The 18,860-nt window shown below is 65.9% G+C and carries 19 protein-coding genes; 10 read left to right on the top strand and 9 right to left on the bottom strand.

The features are described 5' to 3' along the window. The first annotated feature begins 182 nt into the window (after positions 1–182). Positions 183–1,415: a glutamine-hydrolyzing carbamoyl-phosphate synthase small subunit gene (gene carA / locus EDC22_RS02790; RefSeq protein WP_132805061.1), complete on the top strand. Its 1,233-nt coding sequence runs from the start codon at positions 183–185 to the stop codon at positions 1,413–1,415. Positions 1,416–1,496: 81 nt separating this feature from the next. On the opposite strand, the gene EDC22_RS02785 is transcribed toward carA, so the two are convergent. The 4 genes from EDC22_RS02785 to EDC22_RS18170 all read right to left on the bottom strand — a co-directional run bounded on the left by EDC22_RS02785 (position 1,497) and on the right by EDC22_RS18170 (position 3,843). Beyond that, complete coding sequence (locus EDC22_RS02785) at positions 1,497–1,865, bottom strand: hypothetical protein (RefSeq protein ID WP_132805060.1); 369 nt, start codon at positions 1,863–1,865, stop codon at positions 1,497–1,499. A gap of 202 nt (positions 1,866–2,067) precedes the next feature. Then, positions 2,068–2,592, bottom strand: a complete 525-nt coding sequence (locus EDC22_RS02780) for a cupin domain-containing protein (protein WP_132805059.1) — start codon at positions 2,590–2,592, stop codon at positions 2,068–2,070. A 100-nt stretch (positions 2,593–2,692) separates the two neighbouring features. Then, positions 2,693–3,577: a KPN_02809 family neutral zinc metallopeptidase gene (gene ypfJ, locus EDC22_RS02775; RefSeq protein WP_132805058.1), complete on the bottom strand. Its 885-nt coding sequence runs from the start codon at positions 3,575–3,577 to the stop codon at positions 2,693–2,695. 140 nt (positions 3,578–3,717) lie between these two features. Beyond that, the gene (locus EDC22_RS18170) at positions 3,718–3,843 is read right to left on the bottom strand and encodes a hypothetical protein (RefSeq protein ID WP_281048255.1); all 126 of its coding nucleotides are present in this window, start codon (positions 3,841–3,843) and stop codon (positions 3,718–3,720) included. Positions 3,844–4,061: 218 nt separating this feature from the next. Between EDC22_RS18170 and EDC22_RS02770 the strand changes: the two genes are divergently transcribed. Continuing rightward, the gene (locus tag EDC22_RS02770) at positions 4,062–4,307 is read left to right on the top strand and encodes a helix-turn-helix domain-containing protein (RefSeq protein ID WP_132805057.1); all 246 of its coding nucleotides are present in this window, start codon (positions 4,062–4,064) and stop codon (positions 4,305–4,307) included. Between the two features lie 15 nt (positions 4,308–4,322). Here the strand turns inward: EDC22_RS02770 and EDC22_RS02765 are convergent, their stop codons facing one another. After that, entirely contained in the window at positions 4,323–5,378 is a 1,056-nt protein-coding gene (locus EDC22_RS02765) for an HD-GYP domain-containing protein (protein ID WP_132805056.1), read from the bottom strand. 361 nt (positions 5,379–5,739) lie between these two features. Between EDC22_RS02765 and carB the strand changes: the two genes are divergently transcribed. Next, on the top strand, positions 5,740–9,096 hold the full coding sequence (carB, locus tag EDC22_RS02760; protein WP_132805055.1) for a carbamoyl-phosphate synthase large subunit: 3,357 nt from the start codon (positions 5,740–5,742) through the stop codon (positions 9,094–9,096). 124 nt (positions 9,097–9,220) lie between these two features. Beyond that, the gene (greA, locus tag EDC22_RS02755; protein ID WP_132805054.1) at positions 9,221–9,694 is read left to right on the top strand and encodes a transcription elongation factor GreA; all 474 of its coding nucleotides are present in this window, start codon (positions 9,221–9,223) and stop codon (positions 9,692–9,694) included. A gap of 21 nt (positions 9,695–9,715) precedes the next feature. Here the strand turns inward: greA and murA are convergent, their stop codons facing one another. Together murA and EDC22_RS02745 are read right to left on the bottom strand one after the other, a co-directional pair. Further along, positions 9,716–11,035 carry a UDP-N-acetylglucosamine 1-carboxyvinyltransferase gene (gene murA, locus EDC22_RS02750; protein WP_132805053.1) on the bottom strand — a complete coding sequence of 440 codons (1,320 nt, stop codon included), beginning with the start codon at positions 11,033–11,035 and terminating at the stop codon, positions 9,716–9,718. A gap of 36 nt (positions 11,036–11,071) precedes the next feature. Continuing rightward, positions 11,072–11,536 (bottom strand): Lrp/AsnC family transcriptional regulator, encoded by a 465-nt coding sequence (locus tag EDC22_RS02745; RefSeq protein WP_132805052.1) that lies wholly within the window; start codon positions 11,534–11,536, stop codon positions 11,072–11,074. 182 nt (positions 11,537–11,718) lie between these two features. On the opposite strand from EDC22_RS02745, the gene EDC22_RS02740 reads away from it, so the two are divergent. The 6 genes from EDC22_RS02740 (at position 11,719) to EDC22_RS02715 (ending at position 17,279) form a co-directional block, all read left to right on the top strand. Continuing rightward, on the top strand, positions 11,719–12,645 hold the full coding sequence (locus tag EDC22_RS02740; RefSeq protein WP_132805051.1) for a bifunctional helix-turn-helix transcriptional regulator/GNAT family N-acetyltransferase: 927 nt from the start codon (positions 11,719–11,721) through the stop codon (positions 12,643–12,645). A gap of 186 nt (positions 12,646–12,831) precedes the next feature. Further along, positions 12,832–13,818 carry a mitochondrial fission ELM1 family protein gene (locus EDC22_RS02735; RefSeq protein ID WP_245499591.1) on the top strand — a complete coding sequence of 329 codons (987 nt, stop codon included), beginning with the start codon at positions 12,832–12,834 and terminating at the stop codon, positions 13,816–13,818. Between the two features lie 5 nt (positions 13,819–13,823). After that, a complete protein-coding gene (locus EDC22_RS02730) occupies positions 13,824–14,462 on the top strand; it encodes a 2OG-Fe(II) oxygenase family protein (protein WP_132805050.1) in 639 nt (212 codons plus the stop codon). A gap of 47 nt (positions 14,463–14,509) precedes the next feature. Continuing rightward, positions 14,510–15,469, top strand: coding sequence for a thioredoxin-disulfide reductase (trxB, locus tag EDC22_RS02725; RefSeq protein WP_132805049.1), 960 nt, complete (start codon positions 14,510–14,512; stop codon positions 15,467–15,469). Between the two features lie 38 nt (positions 15,470–15,507). Beyond that, a complete protein-coding gene (locus EDC22_RS02720) occupies positions 15,508–16,398 on the top strand; it encodes a LysR family transcriptional regulator (protein WP_132805048.1) in 891 nt (296 codons plus the stop codon). A gap of 536 nt (positions 16,399–16,934) precedes the next feature. Continuing rightward, the gene (locus EDC22_RS02715; RefSeq protein ID WP_207903670.1) at positions 16,935–17,279 is read left to right on the top strand and encodes a response regulator; all 345 of its coding nucleotides are present in this window, start codon (positions 16,935–16,937) and stop codon (positions 17,277–17,279) included. Positions 17,280–17,327: 48 nt separating this feature from the next. Here EDC22_RS02715 and msrP read toward each other — a convergent pair whose 3' ends face one another. Next, entirely contained in the window at positions 17,328–18,287 is a 960-nt protein-coding gene (gene msrP, locus EDC22_RS02710; protein WP_132805046.1) for a protein-methionine-sulfoxide reductase catalytic subunit MsrP, read from the bottom strand. Between the two features lie 142 nt (positions 18,288–18,429). Next, positions 18,430–18,807: a DUF4189 domain-containing protein gene (locus EDC22_RS02705; protein WP_132805045.1), complete on the bottom strand. Its 378-nt coding sequence runs from the start codon at positions 18,805–18,807 to the stop codon at positions 18,430–18,432. Positions 18,808–18,860 lie beyond the last annotated feature (53 nt).

The raw sequence follows: 18,860 nt of genomic DNA, 5'->3' as shown, positions 1-18,860 counted from the left end.
CGGCGGCACAGATTCAACCCATTGAAATTTCTAGATTAATTACTTCACCTCGTTACTTGACGAGGCAAGGTGCGTACCCTAGCTTCCGCCTGGTCTCCGGCCGATCGCCTGACATTCGCCGTCGAACCCGCTCACGAGGTTCGATCCGGCCGGTCTCGGCGCGGGCATATAGGAAGCTTTCGATGACAGTGCAAGCCCACGATCAGGGTCCCGGCCCCTCCCCTGCTGATGCCTGGAACGATCCGGTCCCGACCGCGGTGGTCGTGCTGGCTGACGGTAGCGTCCTTTATGGCCAGGGCATCGGCGCAACCGGCCATGCGGTCGGCGAGATCTGCTTCAACACGGCGATGACCGGCTATCAGGAGATTCTCACCGATCCCTCCTATGCAGGCCAGATCATCACCTTCACCTTTCCCCATGTGGGCAATGTCGGCACGAACGAGGAGGACATCGAGACCGCCAACCTCGCCGCTGCATCGGGCGTACGCGGCTGCATCCTGCGGGCGCCCGTCACCGGCCCGTCCAACTGGCGCGCCACGCACCACTTCAACGAGTGGCTGAAGCGGCGCGGCATCATCGGCCTGACCGGCATCGACACCCGCGCGCTGACCGCGATGATCCGCGACAGGGGCATGCCCAACGCCGTCATCGCCCATGCCCCGGACGGCGTCTTCGACCTGCCCGCGCTGAAGGCCGAGGCGGCCGCCTGGCCCGGCCTCGAAGGGATGGATCTGGTTCCCGACGTAACGACCGCGCAGAGCTACGTCTGGGACGAGACTCCCTGGGAATGGGGCGAAGGCTACGGCCGCTTGGCCAACCCGTCGCTGCACATCGTCGCCATCGACTATGGCGTGAAGCGCAACATCCTGCGCAAGTTCGCCGGTCTCGGCTGCAAGGTTACCGTCGTCCCTGCGACGACCGAGGCTGATCGCATCCTCGAGATGGCGCCGGACGGGGTATTCCTGTCGAACGGACCGGGTGATCCGGCCGCGACCGGCGAATACGCGGTCCCGGTGATCCGGCGACTGATCGACACCGGATTGCCGGTATTCGGCATCTGCCTCGGCCACCAGATGCTCGGCCTCGCGCTCGGCGCGACCACGAAGAAGATGCATCAGGGTCATCATGGCGCCAATCATCCGGTGAAGGATCACACCACCGGCAAGGTCGAGATCACCTCGATGAATCACGGCTTTGCCGTGGACCGGGAGTCCCTGCCCGACAATGTGGAAGAGACGCACGTCTCGCTGTTCGACGGATCGAATTGCGGGCTGCGGCTGAAGGACCGACCCGTGTTCTCGGTCCAGTACCATCCCGAGGCATCGCCCGGCCCGATGGACAGCCACTACCTGTTCACGCGCTTCGTCGACCTGATCCGCGAAAGGAAGGGCGCGACGGCGAAGGTGGGTAGCTGACGGCCGAAGAAGGTACCCGTCCCTCTTCGGGTACAGCGCCCGCCAGTGCCCAGTGCGCAGCGGCCTCAGGGGACGGCGGCCTCAGGGGGCGACGCCAAGCCTCATGCCGACGACATTCGCATAGGCACGACGAAAGCCGAACAGGCCGACGATCGTCGAGCGGTCCTCGCTCAGACGGGCTTCGACGGAGACGGTACCGTACTTGCCCTTTACGGCTGCCGGGTGAGCGGTTCTTCGCTTGGACGCTGGCGCAAATTCGAGGTCGCCGGTGATGTTGCAGGCTGCGTCGAGGTCAAGCGTCCCCGCGAGCGTCTCGCGCAGCACCCGCTTGTTCTGTGCGGCGCAGGTGGACGCGGTAATCAGGCCGTCCGCGTCCACTGTGATCCTGCAGTGCTCGGAGCCGCGGAACTGATAGAGCAGCAGCCAGGTCCCCGCGAGTTCATCCCCCACACACGGCCTCTGTTCGACGGCCGCAGCGGGCGACATGGTCGCTATTGCCGCTGCGATTGCCAGACCTGCAACAGGAGCAACGCGCATGCAATCCTCCTCCCTTCTGATCGCCCCGGATGGGCCGAGGGGCAAACAGCTGTGGCATGGGCCCGTTGCGGAAGGATTGCCGACTTCGATTCAACTGGACAGATCGGGTGGGGTTCTAGCGCCAGAGCTCTGCCAGCGGGCCGTTCGGCCCCTGCACCGGGTCGCAGTCCGGCCGGGCGACGGAGGCGATGTTGTGGTCGGCCGCCGGGCGTTCGCCAGGCTCGCCGCGCTTGAGATCCCAATGCTGACCAGGTGGATAGGCGCCGACGACCAGGAAGTTGCCGCTTGCCTCGATCAGCTTGTGTCCCACGCCGGCCGGCAGCACGAGCGCATCGCCGGCCGCGATGTCGAACGCGCGCCCATGGGTGCCACCGAGCAGTACCCTCGCCCGGCCTGAGGCGACGCCCAGCACCTCGTGGGCCGTCGAATGATAATGGTGGAACGGATAGATGCCGGCGCGCCACGCCGGCTCCCAGCCATTGCGCCGGAACAGCGCCTCGAATGCCTCGGCCGTCGCCACGCGCGGCTCGATCGCGGCATGATAGATCAGCGCGGGGAGACGGCTGTTGGGGATGTCCCGCCCCTCCGCCAGATGAACGGCGGTAATCGGCGGTACGATGACGAAATCCTCGACGGCCATTGCACGCGACCTTCGGAAATGGGGCGGTGCATGTTGCGACGCAACAACGTGCGATGTCCAGACCGATTGCGGCTCCTGGTGAATTCGGGCGCCTCGACGACTAAAGCCGCGCAGCCGAAAAGGTGTCGCAGGCCGCGATCGAGCCCGCCTCGTACCCGGCGCGGAACCACCGCACCCGCTGGGCCGACGAGCCGTGATTGAAGGATTCCGGGACGACATAACCCTGCGTCCGCTTCTGGATCGCGTCATCGCCGATCTGCGCCGCGGCGTTGAGCGCCTCATCGATGTCGCCCTCGTCGAGAAGGCCTTTCCGGGCGGTGTCGTGGGCCCAGACACCGGCAAGGCAATCTGCCTGCAGTTCGATCCGCACCGACAATTCGTTCGCCTTGGCCTGGGAGACGCGCTGCCGGATCCGGTTGAACTCCGTCAGGATGCCGGTGAGGTTCTGCACATGGTGACCGACCTCATGGGCTATGACATAGGCCTGCGCAAAGTCCCCCGGCGCCTTGAAGCGCCGCTTGAGCTCCTCGTAGAAGGACAGGTCGATGTAGATGCGGCTGTCGCCGGGGCAGTAGAACGGGCCGCTCGCCGCCTGCGCAAAACCGCAGGCGGAGCGGATGCCACCCGCGAACAGGACCAGTCGCGGTTCGGCATAGGCTTCGCCGAATTCCTGCTCGAACACCTTCGACCAGGTGTCCTCTGTATCGGCCAGTACCACCCGCACGAACTGGGCCATCTCGTCGCTTGCCGGCGGCAGCGGCGCCTGGCTCTGCGCTTGCTGCCCACCGCCCGGACCCGCATCCAGCCCTTCGAGGAGCGTCATCGGGTTCACCCCGAACAGCAGCGAGACGACCACGATGACGATGAGGAACCCGATACCGCCGAAGCCGGCGCGGCCGGCGCCGCCGGCAGGGATGCGCAGCCCACCTCCGACGGTTCGGCGATCCTCGACATTGGTGCTGCCCCTGCGTCCGCGCCACTGCATCGCCGATCCGCCCCGTTGCTCCGGTCAATGGTAGGGCGGCGAAGCAGCCCGTTCAACGGCCGGCGCCAGCCTGTCGCGAAGCATCGGGGGCGCGGTTCCGCTGCCGCGCCCCTTGCAGCATGGGTCGATGAGACCTGCCGTCAGCCAAACAGCCGGCCGGCGCGCCGCAGCAGCGCCCGCAGGCGGCAGTTCAGCGTTGCGGAGCGATGCATGTCGAGCTGTCCCGGTCCGCGTGCCGCGCGGGATATCAGGAGATCGACCAGCATGGCATCCTCCCTTCTCGAAGGAGGCGGCGGGGGCGCCCGCCTTGACACCCACGCCGCGAGTGTTAGTGCATTCAGTGCGCCCAAGATGCTCACTCCGTGCTAGTCTGTCAAGGATTGTACGCACGGAGTGCATGTCAGCTTGATGAATCTTGCGTGAACTGAGTGTCAACAGCGTTAACGGGGTTACGATGGCCAAACAGGACCAAGCGCAAACGCCGATGACCTCGGGCCAGTTCCGCGCCTGGCGCAAGTCGCTGGGCATGAAGCAGAAGGAGGCGGCCGAGCTGCTGGGCCTCAAGAAGCGCATGATCCAGTACTACGAGAAGGGCGAGCGCGACGGGAAGGCCGTCGAGATTCCGAAGACCGTCCGCCTCGCCTGCTATGCCCTGAGCCAGGGGATCGTCGATTTCGACGGAACCGATGCCATGGCTCGGCCTTCCGATAACAGCCTGATGGGCTCGTGAGGCCCGCCGCGCCGTTCAGACCACCATCCGGGCGATCGGGGCGAAGGCGCGGACGAGATCGCGATCAAGCTTCGTCGGCATGCCCTTGATGGTCTCATAGGCCTCGGCGCCGGAGAGCGGTCGCTTGTAGGATCGCGGTTCGATCAGCGCCCCGAACACATCGCAGATCGTCGCAAATCGCACGTAATCCGAAATCTGCTGGCCCTTCAGCCCGTTCGGATAGCCCGATCCATCGAGGTGCTCATGATGGCTGAGGACCACATCGAGCACCGCCTCCGGAACATCGCCTGCCGCGCGCAGCAGGTCATAGCCGGCCTGCGGATGAACCTTCATGCGTTCCCGCTCGGCCGGCGTCAGCGCAGACGGCTTCTCGAGGATGCTTATCGGTATGACGACCTTGCCGATATCATGCAGCAGTCCGGCCGTCGCCATGAGTCTCTGGTCCGTCAACGATGCGCCGAGTTCCTGCGCGAATGCCACCATGACGCCGGTGACGACAAGGCTGTGGCGCAACGTTCTGCTGTGGTGCGATTCAACCGCTTCGAGCCATCGCTTCAGACCGATATCAGCAATCGCGCTGACGACGGTCGAACCTGCCGCCTCGATAGACGCCAATTCCGGGGGCAGACCGCGGGCGGCATTGCCAATTGCCGCACCCAGCGCATCGACGGGCGTCAGAACGCAGTTCATGAAGGTGTCGACGACGATCGCCGACCGGTCGCAGACTCGGCCTGCCTGTTCGATGATCCTGCGAGCGAGGCGCTCGGGCTCGACGGGACGGGGGAGGACGCAGGTCGCGCCCAGCGCGTAGGCCTGGATCGGCTCCGCAGCCGATCGGTCATTCACGAAGAACGCGACATGCGTCCCGGTGATACCACCTTTGAGCCAGAGTCTGAGGGTCTTGACAGTGGAGCGATTGCGCAGATCCACGTCGACAATGGTCAGCGGTGCCGGTCCGGTGCGGGGCAGGCTTGCCGGTTGATGCCAATCTACGCTGATCGGATCTGGCAAGCTGCGCTGCAAGGCGGTGGCGAAATCGCTGGTGTCAGCGACAACCGCGACCTTGTTCATGACAGATGGCTCATCGCAGACGTCGAATCCGGCCAGGGGTCGGTTAGATGCGGTCGCCAGGTTGCCCCTCGAGGCAGCAGCGAGCCGGCACTCAACCTCGCTTTCCGTCGATTTATGGCAGCCCGATATTGTTTCGCGGTTAACTTGCTCCGCACCAGCTCGTTAACCGGCGGCAACCATCCGGGCGGCGCGACACAGGATCGTCGAGCGGTCGGCAACAACGCCTGTCGATGGGCTTTCACCTGCCGGCGTTTTCCCCTATGTATCGCGGCCGGCCAGACAGACACCCGTATCCCCAGCGAGCGAAACGCGCTGCCGTCGCGGAGCGTGGAGCGCCCGCGCAGCCCGCGCGCCCGAAACGATGCCGAAACGCACCGACATCCAAACCATTCTGATCATCGGCGCCGGTCCGATCGTCATCGGCCAGGCCTGCGAATTCGACTATTCCGGCACCCAGGCGGTGAAGGCGCTGAAGGAGGAGGGCTACCGGGTCGTCCTGGTCAATTCCAACCCGGCGACGATCATGACCGATCCCGATCTCGCCGATGCCACCTATATCGAGCCGATCACGCCCGAAGTGGTGGCCCGCATCATCGAGAAGGAGCGCCCGGACGCGCTTCTGCCGACGATGGGTGGCCAGACCGCGCTCAACACCGCGCTGTCGCTCAATCGCGACGGCGTGCTCGAGAAGTTCGGTGTCGAGATGATCGGCGCGCGGGCCGAGGTCATCGACAAGGCCGAGGACCGCGAACTGTTCCGCGAGGCGATGAAGGCCATCGGCCTCGAGACGCCGCGCTCGATGCTCGCCCACTCGCTGATCGAGGCTCTGCCGGCGCTGGACGAGATCGGCCTGCCGGCGATCATCCGCCCCTCCTTCACGCTCGGTGGTCAAGGCGGCGGCGTCGCCTACAACCGGGAGGAATTCCTGGAAATCGTCGAACGCGGCATCGACGCCTCCCCCACCAACGAGGTCCTCATCGAGGAATCGGTGCTCGGCTGGAAGGAGTACGAGATGGAGGTCGTCCGCGACAGGGACGACAACTGCATCATCGTCTGCTCGATCGAGAACATCGACCCGATGGGTGTTCATACCGGTGATTCGATCACCGTCGCGCCGGCGCTCACGCTCACCGACAAGGAATACCAGATCATGCGCAACGCCTCGATCGCGGTGCTGCGCGAGATCGGGGTGGAGACAGGCGGCTCCAACGTCCAGTTCGCGGTGAACCCGGCCGACGGGCGGCTGGTGGTGATCGAAATGAATCCACGGGTGTCGCGCTCCTCCGCGCTCGCGTCGAAGGCCACCGGCTTTCCGATCGCCAGGGTCGCCGCCAAGCTCGCCGTCGGCTACACGCTGGACGAACTTGAGAACGACATCACCGGCGGCGCCACGCCGGCGTCCTTCGAGCCTGCCATCGACTACATCGTCACCAAGATCCCCCGCTTCGCCTTCGAGAAGTTCCCCGGCGCAGAGCCGGTGCTGACCACGTCGATGAAGTCGGTCGGCGAGGTGATGGCCATCGGCCGCACCTTCGCTGAATCCCTGCAGAAGGCGCTGCGCGGGCTCGAGACCGGCCTCACCGGCCTCAACGAGATCGAAATCCCTGGGCTCGGCCAGGGCGACGACAAGAACGCGATCCGCGCCGCGCTGGCGGTCCCGACGCCCGACCGCATCCTGAAGATCGCCCAGGCGCTGCGCCTCGGCGCCACCCATGAGCAGGTGCACGCCTCCTGCCGGTACGATCCCTGGTTCATCGAACGCATCCAGGAAATCGTCGACATGGAGGCCAAGGTGCGCAGGCTCGGCCTGCCGCAGTCGGCCGCCGCGCTGAGATCGCTCAAGGCGATGGGCTTCTCCGATGCCCGACTGGCCGAGCTCGCCGGCACCGACGAGGCTGCGGTGGCTGCGCTGCGGGCCCGGCTCGGCGTCCACCCGACCTACAAGCGCATCGATACCTGCGCAGCCGAGTTCGCCTCGCCGACGGCCTACATGTATTCGACCTACGAGGCCCCCTTCCTCGGCGCCCCGGCCGACGAGGCCGCGCCGAGCGACCGGCGCAAGGTCATCATCCTCGGCGGTGGCCCGAATCGCATCGGCCAGGGCATCGAGTTCGACTATTGCTGTTGCCATGCCGCCTTTGCGCTCGCCGACATCGGCCTCGAGTCGATCATGGTCAACTGCAATCCTGAGACCGTGTCGACCGACTATGACACTTCGGACCGGCTCTACTTCGAGCCGCTGACCGCCGAGGACGTGCTGGAGATCATCCGCGTCGAGCAGTCGAGCGGCACGCTGCTCGGGGTGATCGTCCAGTTCGGCGGTCAGACGCCCCTGAAGCTCGCCCAGGCGCTGCAGGCGGCGAACGTGCCGATCCTCGGCACCTCGCCGGACATGATCGACCTCGCGGAGGATCGCGACCGCTTCAAGCGCCTGCTGGAACGGCTGAAGCTGCGCCAGCCCAAGAACGGCATCGCCTATTCGATCGAGCAGAGCCGGTTGGTCACCGCCGAACTCGGCTTTCCGCTGGTCGTCCGGCCCTCCTATGTCCTCGGTGGCCGGGCAATGGCGATCATCCATGACGAGAAGATGTTCGACGAGTACCTGCTCGGCACGCTGCCGGCGCTGGTACCGGAGGAGATCAAGGCACGCTATCCCAACGACAAGACCGGCCAGATCAATACGGTACTGGGCAAGAACCCGCTGCTGTTCGACAGCTATCTGGCCGACGCGATCGAGGTCGATGTCGATGCTCTCTCCGACGGCAAGGACGTGTTCGTCTGCGGTGTCATGGAGCACATCGAGGAAGCTGGCATCCATTCCGGCGACTCCGCATGCTCGCTGCCGCCCCATTCCCTGCCGCCCGCAACCATCGCCGAGCTCGAGCGACAGACCCGCGCCCTGGCGCTCGCGCTCGAGGTCGGTGGACTGATGAACGTGCAGTTCGCGATCCAGAACGGCGACATCTACGTGCTGGAGGTCAATCCGCGGGCGAGCCGCACCGTGCCCTTCGTCGCCAAGACCATCGGCCGGCCGATCGCCAAGATCGCCGCCCGGATCATGGCTGGCGAGCCACTCGCCTCGTTCGGACTGAAGCCCGCCGAGATCGACCATATCGCGGTCAAGGAGGCGGTGTTCCCCTTTGCGCGCTTCCCCGGCGTCGATACGGTGCTCGGTCCGGAGATGCGTTCGACCGGCGAGGTGATGGGACTTGCCCGCAACTATCCTCTCGCCTTCGCCAAGTCCCAGCTCGGCAGCGGCACCCGAGTCCCGACGGGCGGCACGGTATTCGTCTCAGTCCGCGACAAGGACAAGCCGAAGATTCTCAAGGCGGTGCGGATCCTCACCGAGCTCGGCTTCGACATCGTCGCCACCAGCGGCACGCAGCGCTTCCTCGAAGGCGAGGGCATTGCCTGCACCAAGATCAACAAGGTTCTGGAAGGCCGCCCGCACATTGTCGACGCGATCAAGAACGGCAACGTGCAGCTCGTCTTCAACACGACGGAGGGCGCGCAGGCGCTCTCTGATTCGCGTTCGCTGCGGCGGACCGCATTGCTCAACCGTGTGCCCTACTACACCACGGTGTCTGGCGCCCTCGCCGCTGCGGAAGGCATTCGCGCCATGAAGGTCGGCACCCTTGAAGTCGAGCCGCTGCAAGCCTATGTCGGCTCTCGGAGCGGCGCCGGACCGTCGGGCGGGGTGGATAGAGCCGCCGGCTGATCCGGCCGCTCGGCGCACACCGAACAGGGGCATTGCGCTTTTCGAGCGCGTCATTGAACATGCGAGGGACATTGCGGCGGTCGCGCCGGGGGGCGCGGCGTCCGCACTTTGGTGCAAGGGTTCGATGAACAAGATTCCAATGACCGCCGAGGGCTATGCGGCCCTCGAAAATGAACTGAAGCGGCTGAAGTCGGTCGAGCGGCCGAGGATCATCCAGGCGATCGCCGAGGCGCGCGCGCATGGCGACCTGTCCGAGAACGCCGAATACCATGCCGCCAAGGAGCAGCAGGGTTTGAACGAGGCCCGCGTCGCCGAGATCGAGGACAAGCTCGGCCGCGCCGAAGTCATCGACACCTCGAAGCTTGCGGGCGATACCGTGACCTTTGGCGCCACCGTGAAGCTGCTCGACGAGGACACCGAGGAGGAAAGGGTCTACCGCATCGTCGGCGATCTCGAGGCCGACGTGAAGGCCGGCAAGATCTCCATTTCCTCACCGATCGCCCGTGCACTCATCGGCAAGAAGCCGGGTGACGTCGTCGAGGTCGCCGCCCCCGGCGGCGCCCGCGGGTACGAGATCCTCGAGGTCAGGTTCCAGTAGCCGGCGCGCGTCGGTCGAGTTCTAGCCCGACCGCTGACGCCGGTCCGGCGCAACCGCGGTATCGATGCGCTCGATCGACGCGCCGAGCGCATTGAGGCGGGTATCGATGTTCTCGTAGCCGCGCTCGATCTGGTCGGCGTTGTCGATGATGCTGCGCCCCTCCGCGCACATCGCTGCGATCAGCAGCGCCATCCCAGCGCGGATATCCGGCGAGGTCAGCCGCGCGCCGCGCAGCCGTGTCGGGCCGGAGACGATCACCCGGTGCGGATCGCACAGCACGATGCGCGCCCCCATGGCGATCAGCTTGTCAACGAAGAACAGCCGCGACTCGAACATCTTCTCGAAGATCAGCACCATTCCCTCGCACTGGGTGGCGGTGACCACTGCGATCGACATCAGGTCTGCGGGAAAGGCCGGCCATGGCTGATCCTCGATCTTCGGAACATGCCCGCCGAGATCCGGCTTGATCTGCAGGCGCTGGCCTGGCCGCACCAGGATATCGTCGCCCTCGACCAGGCATTCGACGCCGAGTCGGTCGAAGCCCATGCGGATCATGCGCAGGTGCTGGACGCCGGCCTCGGCGATCCTGAGGTCTGAACCGGTCACAGCCGCAAGGCCGATCAGCGAGCCGACCTCGATATGATCCGGGCCGATGCGATAGGTCGCACCGGACAGGTTTTCGGCACCCTGGATAGTCAGCGTGTTGGTGCCGATCCCGTCGATCCGTGCCCCCAGGGCAACCAGGAAATGGGCTAGGTCCTGGACGTGAGGCTCGGATGCGGCATTGCGCAGGATCGTCGTGCCCTGCGCCAGCACGGCCGCCATCAGGGCGTTCTCGGTGGCCGTGACGCTGGGTTCGTCGAGGAACACGTCGGTGCCCCGCAGCCGGGCGGCGGTGAACCGGTAGGTATCGCCGCTATCCACCGTCGCGCCGAGCTGCTCGAAGGCGAGGAAATGCGTGTCGACCCGCCGCCGGCCGATCACATCGCCGCCCGGGGGCGGCAGATCGACATGGCCGCAGCGCGCCAGCAGCGGCCCCGCCAGCAGGATCGAGGCGCGGATGCGGGCGCATAGTTCGGCGTCGAGATCGACCACCTGGATTTCGCGGGCATGGATGTCCAGCGTGTGCGGGCCGCTCCAGTCGGCCGCCGCGCCGAGCGAGCGCAACAGCCGCACAAGCGCCTCCACATCGCGGATGCGGGGCACGTTGGTGAGTCTGACCGGCCGGTCGGTCAGCAGGCTCGCCGCGATGATCGGCAAAGCGGCATTCTTGTTGCCGGCCGGCCTGATCGTCCCGGCGAGCGGACGCCCCCCCTCGATGACGTAGCGGATCCCTGTCATCCCGTGGTGTTCCCTGGCTCGTTGTGGCGGATCGGCTCAGTCGAGGGGGACAGCCGGCTCGTTCTTCGACTGCCGTATCGTCAGTGACGTCTTCACGCTCTGCACGTTCGCCGCACCCGTCAGCTCGATGATGAAGGTCTGGAAGGTGCGCAGGTCATCGGAGACGCATTTCATCAGGAAATCCACCTCGCCCGACAGCATGTAGCATTCGCGGACGATCGGCCAGCGGGCGATCTGCTCCTCGAAGGCGATCAGATCGGCCTCGGCCTGGCTGGCGAGGCTGACGAAGGCGAACGCGGTGACGTCATAGCCGAGACTCTTCTCATCCAGCATCGCCCGGTAGCCACGGATGATACCGGCCTCCTCGAGGGCCCGCACACGGCGCAGGCAAGGCGGCGCCGAGATGCCAACGCGGCGCGCCAGCTCCACATTGGTGATGCGGCCGTCCGCCTGCAGTTCATGCAGGATCTTCCAGTCGATCTGATCGAGTCGCACCTTCACGGCCTCACCCCCTCGGCACTCCGGCAGTCTGATGCACGGAGCGACTTCCGAATAATCGTTGCACGGCCACGACACAATATGTCGCGGCCATCGCCGATCGACCCGCCGACCCGCATCGGAACGCGCATTTATTTGACAAAGACAAATAATCCTGATGCTGTAGGCAAATATGGGAGAGCGCCATGGTCGAGGCCGAGCCCGATCCTGTCCCCGCGGTCCGCCGCTTCACCCGCTTTTACACACGCCGGATCGGCCTGCTCAACGGCAGCCTGCTGGACAGCCCGTTCACCCTGTCGGAGGCGCGGGTGCTGTTCGAGATCGCCAACCGTGATCGGGTCTCGGCAAGCGACTTGACCAGCGATCTGGGGCTCGACCCCGGCTATCTCAGCCGCATGCTGAAGCGGTTCGAGTCGCGCGGGCTGGTCGATCGCCGGCCATCCGCAGACGACGGTCGCCGGCGCGATCTGCGGCTCACCGCGGCCGGTCAGGCCGCCTTCGCCAGGCTCGACGAAGGCTCCCGTCGCCAGGTCGCCGAGATCCTGTCGTCGCTCAACGCGATCGACCGACGCCGCCTGGTCGAGGCCCTGGAAACGGTGGAATTCCTGCTCGGCGGCGGTGCTGCAATCAGCGAGCCCTACATCTTGCGGCCGCATCGGCCCGGCGACATGGGTCACATCGTGTCCCGCCATGGCGCGCTCTATGCGCGCGAGTACGGCTGGGACGAGACGTTCGAGGCGCTCGTCGCCGAAATCGTCGCCAGTTTCATCCGCAACTTCGATCCGAAGCGCGAGCGTTGCTGGATCGCCGAACGCGGCGGCGCGATCCTCGGCTCGATCTTCCTCATCCGCGAGAGCGACGAGGTGGCCAGACTGCGCCTGCTCTACGTCGAGCCGGCAGCGCGCGGGCTCGGTCTGGGGCGCCGGCTGGTCGCCGAATGCCTGGCCTTCGCACGCTCCTGCGGCTACCGAAGGGTGACGCTGTGGACCAACGACATACTCCACGCCGCGCGCCGCATCTATCAGGCGGAGGGATTCCGCCTGGTGCGGGAGGAGCCGCATCATTCCTTCGGCAAGGACCTGGTCGGGCAGTATTGGGAGCTGGAGCTGTAGGAGGAATCCGTGTCCCTGTTCCTGCGGTCGGGACCGCTTCCGTCACATGCACGACGTCACGCCGTTCCCGACGGCGGGCCTGGAGTGAAAGCCGCCCGAGCCGCACCTTGCGGTACGAACCGGCGGATGACTTCGGCACCGCGACAGGCTATGTCGCGCCAGCACGACAATCGCCGGACGGGTCCGTTGAGCGCGACACACTCCGTAATCGACCCCTCACAGCTTACCGGATGGAGCCTGACCGCCGGCGGCGCCGGGCACGAGGTACAGTGTCTCGGCGTTCTGGAGGCGCTTGGCATCGAGCCGGTCGCCAAGCGTGTCGCGCCCTCGAAACTGTTCCGTGCCACCGCACCGTGGGGACCGGCAGCGCCGCATCCGAACGTACGACCGCCCTGGCCCGACATTCTGGTCGTCTCTGGCCGCCAGTCGATACCCTATGCGCGCATGATCCGGAGGCGATCGAAAGGCAGGACGATCACGGTCGTTCTCCAGAGCCCTGGGCTGTCGCCACGCAATTTCGATCTTGTCTGGGTGCCCGAGCACGACCGCCTGCGCGGAGACAACGTGCTGGTCACGCTGACCTCGCCGCACCGTCTCACCCATGCCCGTCTCGCCGCCGAGGCCAAGGCCCACGCCAACGACGTCGACGGCCTGCCGCGTCCGCTGGTGACGGTGCTCGTCGGCGGCGCCAGTGCCGCCTACACCTTCACCAGCCGTGAGGCGGAGGCGCTCGCCGCCGATCTGCGCGGCTTCGCCGACCGCCATGGCTGCTCGCTGCTCGTCACGCCCTCACGGCGCACGGGTCAGGGCAAGATCGCACTCCTGCGCCAGGCGCTTGCCGGCACGCCGGGCGTGGTCTGGGACACCACTGGCGAAAACCCCTACTTTGCCTATATGGGTCTTGCCGATGCCTTCATCGTCACCTGCGACTCGGTGAACATGCTGGGCGAAGCGGCGTTTACCGGGAAGCCGATCTACGCATACCGGCTTCCCGGCGGGACCGCCAAGTTCGATCGGTTTCAGGAGGCGCTGGCGCAGCACGGAGCGGTCCGCTGGTTCGACGGCGGCCTTGAAAGCTGGACCTACCGACCGTTAGATGCAACAAGGGAAATTGCCGATGCGGTACGCGAACTGATCGCCGTGCGCATCCGGCATGACCAGATCATGGTGTGACTGCGATGTCGCTACTCGATTACGACGCGCTGCGCGCGACCGAGCTCCAGCGCGAGCCATATGACTGGCTGATCGTTCCCGACTTCATCCGCCCGGATGCCTTCGAATCGATCGTTGCCGACTACCCGCGCGTGCCCGGTCCGGGCTCGCATCCGCCGAGCGAACTCGATATCCGCGGTCGGTTCGCCGAACTGATGGCGGAGCTGGATGGGCCCGCCTTCCGCGAACTGATCGAACAGAAGTTCGGCATCGACCTGTCGGACAAGCCGACAATGTATACGGTGCGTGGCTTCTGCCGGAAGTCCGACGGTAAGATCCACACCGATTCCGAGACGAAGATCATCACGGTGCTGCTCTACATGAACCAGCGCTGGGATGCCGACGGCGGTCGGCTGCGCATCCTGAGGAACGGCACCGATCTCGACGATTACGTCGCCGAGGTCCCCCCGCATGGCGGAACCCTGCTGGTGTTCCGCCGCTCCGACAATTCCTGGCACGGCCATGAGCCGTTCGAGGGCCAGCGGCGCGCCGTGCAGATGAACTGGGTGACGAGCGCCGATGTGGTCAGCTACGAGCAGCGCCGGCACCGTATTTCCTCGACGCTGAAGAAGCTCAATCCGCGCAACTGGCGCGCCTCCGCCTGAACCGATCGGCCCGCCCCCGTCAGATTGAGGGTTTTCCCGAGGCTCCCATGGCCACGCATCATTCGGCACTGATCATCATCGGGTCTGGACCCGCTGGCTATACGGCCGCCATCTATGCCGCCCGCGCCATGCTCGAGCCAATTCTGATCGAGGGCCTGCAGCCCGGCGGCCAGCTCACCATCACCACTGATGTGGAGAACTATCCGGGCTTTGCCGAGGTGATCCAGGGCCCCTGGCTCATGGACCAGATGCGCAAGCAGGCCGAGCATGTCGGAACCCGCATCGTCAGCGACTACATCACCGCCGTGGACTTCTCCCGCCGCCCGTTCCGGCTGGCAGGCGATTCAGGGGACGAGTACCTCGCCGACAGCGTCATCATTGCAACCGGTGCGCAGGCGAAGTGGCTGAACCTGCCCTCCGAACAGAAGTTCAAGGGCTTCGGCGTCTCCGCCTGCGCCACCTGCGACGGCTTCTTCTACCGCGGCAAGCAGGTCGTGGTGGTTGGCGGTGGCAACACCGCCGTCGAGGAGGCTCTGTTCCTGACCAATTTCGCCTCGAAGGTCACGGTCGTGCACCGGCGGAATTCCTTCCGCGCCGAGCGCATCCTGCAGGACCGGCTGTTCCGCAATCCCAAGGTCGAAGTCGTCTGGGACACGGTGGTCGAGGAGATCCTTGGCTCGGAGCAGCCGCTGTCGGTGACAGGTGTGCGTCTGCGCAACGTGCTGACCGGCACCGTCAGTGAACGGGCGGTGGACGGGGTATTCATCGCGATCGGCCACGCGCCGGCCACGGACGTGTTCAGGGGCCAGGTCGAGATGCGACCGAACGGCTATATCGCGACCGCCCCGGGAACCGTGAACACCAGCGTGCCCGGCGTCTTCGCCGCCGGCGACGTCACCGACGAGACCTACCGGCAGGCCGTTACGGCTGCCGGCATGGGCTGTATGGCCGCTCTCGACGCCGAGCGTTTCCTCGCCGGGATTCACGAGCGGGCGGCCGCAGAATAGAATACCGTGCCGGACGCGGATCGGGGGATTTGTCTGTGATGGACTGGGACAAGCTGCGCGTCTTCCATGCGGCGGCCGATGCCGGCAGCTTCACCCATGCCGGAGAGGCCCTGGGCCTCAGCCAGTCGGCCGTCAGCCGCCAGGTGAGCGCACTGGAGCAGGAGCTCAAGGCACCGCTGTTCCACCGCCATGCCCGCGGCCTCATACTGACCGAGCAGGGCGAGCTTCTCTACCGCACTGCACACGAAGTCTTCATGCAACTGGAGGCGGTGCGCACCCGTCTCACCGATTCGCGCGACAAGCCGCGCGGAGACCTCCGCGTCACCACCACGCTCGCGCTCGGCACCACCTGGCTGACGCCGCGGCTCAGGGAATTCATCGAGCTCTATCCGGACATCCACCTCCAGATGATCCTGGATGACACGGAACTCGACCTGTCGATGCGGCAGGCCGATCTGGCCATCCGGCTACGCCATCCGGTGCAGCCGGACCTGATCATGCGCAAGCTGTTCACCGTCCACTTCCACGTCTATGCGTCGCCGGAATACCTCAAGCGGTTCGGCACGCCGCGATCGGTCGCCGACCTCGACCGGCACCGGATCGTGTCGTTCGGCGATCCCGCGCCGGCGTATTTCCGCGACATCAACTGGCTGGAGACGGCTGGCCGCCCGGCCGGCGATCCGCGACCGGCAATCCTGCGCGTCAACACCACCCACGGCATCCGGCGGGCGGTCGATGCCGGCATCGGCATCGGCGTATTGCCGGACTACCTGATCGACGCCAACTCGAGCCTCGTCCTGCTGTTGCCCGACGAGGAGATCCCGAGTTTCGACACCTACCTCGTCTACCCCGAGGAACTGAAGGATACCGCACGGATCAAGGTGTTCCGCGACTTCCTTCTGGCCAAGGCACGCGGCTGGAAGTTCTAGGCGCCGCGCGTCCAGCGCTGCACAACCTTTGGTCACTGTCGCTAGCCATGTGCCCAATACATGGCTGACATGCACCCCCGGACATTGTGCAATGCCGCATGAGACGGCATATGTCTGGTCAAGCTGTAGGCAGCAAGGACGTCACTACCTCCTCCCGGTGACGTTCGAGATGCGGTCAGCTGTTCCCCTCTGGAAGGCGATTTCCCGCATATCCCCCCATGCGGGAATCGACTCTTAAGGCCGGATCGCGAAAGCGATCCGGCCGTTCTTTTTTCATCGACCGAAGTCGTTTGCCCTGGTCGGGCCATATGCGCCATCCGGAACCAAGCATGGAGGTGGACGTTGGCCGAATGCATCGGCAATTCAGGAACAGGCTGCCCCATCCGATCGCCCGGCCCTGGCCGCGGCGGCAACGGCGCACCGAGGACCGCCGAAGTGACCTTGGGGAAGCTCGGCGTTGACGATTCCTTCGGGAATGCCGAGAAGTGTAGAAGGCTATGGACGACCGAGCGAACCTTAACGGAACACGAGTCCTGGTGGTGGAGGACGAATTCCTCATCGCCATGGAGATCGAGGCGGCCTTGGAGGCCGCCGGGGCAATCGTCGTCGGACCGGCGCCGTCCCTGGAAGCCGCATGCTCACTGGCCCGCGACGGCGATATCGACGCGGCGATCCTCGACGTGAACCTTGGCGACGAGCACGTCTTTCCGGCCGCCGAGCTTCTGGATCAGCGCGGCATCCCGTACATATTCCACACTGCCTATCCTCCCAAGGAACTGGAGGGTCGGCCGGTGTGCGTGAAGCCGGTCGAGCCGGTCCGGCTGATCCGCATCCTGTGCGACCTGCGCCGCGTCGCGCCGGTGGCGGCGCCGCGCGGCTGAGCGCGGCCTGCGCGTACGGCGGCCTGCCGGTCACGCATTCCCGGTGCCTCACATGAACAGCTTCTCGCCGCCCATGTTGCGGTAGAGATCCGCGACAAGCGCGCCATAGCCATTGTAGATCACCGTCGGCACCCGCTCGCCTGTGCCGAGGATCTTCTCCGTCGCTTGGCTCCAGCGGGGATGCGGAACCTCTGGATTGACGTTCGCCCAGAAACCGTATTCGGCGGGCTGGATCGTCTCCCAGAAGGTTTTCGGCCGCTCCTCGGTGAAGGTGAACCGCACGATCGACTTGATCGACTTGAAACCGTATTTCCACGGGACGGCGAGCCTCAGCGGTGCCCCCATCTGCCGCGCCAGCGGCTTGCCGTAGGCACCCGTCACCAGGAAGGCGAGATCGTTCGCCGCCTCCTCGATCGCCAGCCCCTCCACATAGGGCCAGGGATACCAGACCTGCCGCTGGCCCGGCGCCATTGCGCTGTCCAGGAACGTTTCCATGCGCACATACTTCGCCGAGCCGAGCGGGCGGGCGAAATCGAGAAGCGCGCGCATGGGAAAGCCCGTCCAGGGTATCGCCATCGCCCACGCCTCGACGCAGCGCAGGCGATAAAGTCGCTCCTCCAGCGGAAACCTGCGGATCAGTTCGTCGATCCCGATCGTCCGCTCGGCCTCGACCAATCCGTCGATGCTCACCTCCCAGGGCCGTGTTCGCAGCGCCTGCGCGGCAGCGGCGACCTGCTTGTGCGAGCCGAACTCGTAGAAATTGTTGTACGCGAGGTTGAGCGCCTCGGGGGTGATCTCGCGGTTCAGCACGTAGCCCGGATTGCGCGTTGCGGGATAGAGGTCGGACGTCGGATCCTCCTCGTCGGCGCGTGCCGCGATGCAAGGCACCACCGCCCCCGCGACAGCGAGACCGCCCGCCGCGATCACCGCGCGACGACTGAGGAAGACCGCTTCAGGTGTCGCCTCGCGCTCGGGGATCGACCATTCCGGCGTATGTCGGATGAGCATGCCAGCCGCTCCGCATGGTGATGCCGAGAGCTTCGCCCGGATCGCCGTGACTGGGCAAATCACCTCTTGGCGACCGCCGCAGGCCCGGCGGTCAGACGTTCGCCCTCACAGCGCGTGCCCGTCCTGCCGGCTGCCGTCGAGCTCAGCGGTTGTCGCAGCCCCACACCCGGATTGCACAGTTGCGACCGCCATGGGAGCGGCAGTAGCCGAGCGCCGCCCCTTCCGCCGCCGACCTGCTCGACGCACGCGCCCAGCCGTAGACCGTGCTGCCAGCCGTCCGGTCCACCGCATAAGCAGCACACGCCCCGTTGAAGGTGACGACGGCGCGACAGCCGTGGCCGCATTCGCCGACAGCGCGCCGGATCGCGGCGGACTCCGACGTGTAGCCATAGGAATAGCCCCAGCGGCTGCCGTGGTTGGAGTCGATCGCCAGCGCCCCCCAGGCGAACGCCGGCGCAACGGTCGGAACCGACACGGCGAGTGCCACCGCTGCGGCGAGCACGGTATGGGAGTGCAGCATCCTTCCAGCCTCCCTCGAACGCGCCGCAGCCGGGCACGGCGATCTTGGGTGCA

It is taken from the genome of Tepidamorphus gemmatus, assembly GCF_004346195.1.
Taxonomy (GTDB): domain Bacteria; phylum Pseudomonadota; class Alphaproteobacteria; order Rhizobiales; family Tepidamorphaceae; genus Tepidamorphus; species Tepidamorphus gemmatus.
This window is presented reverse-complemented; position numbering and strand designations above follow the sequence as displayed.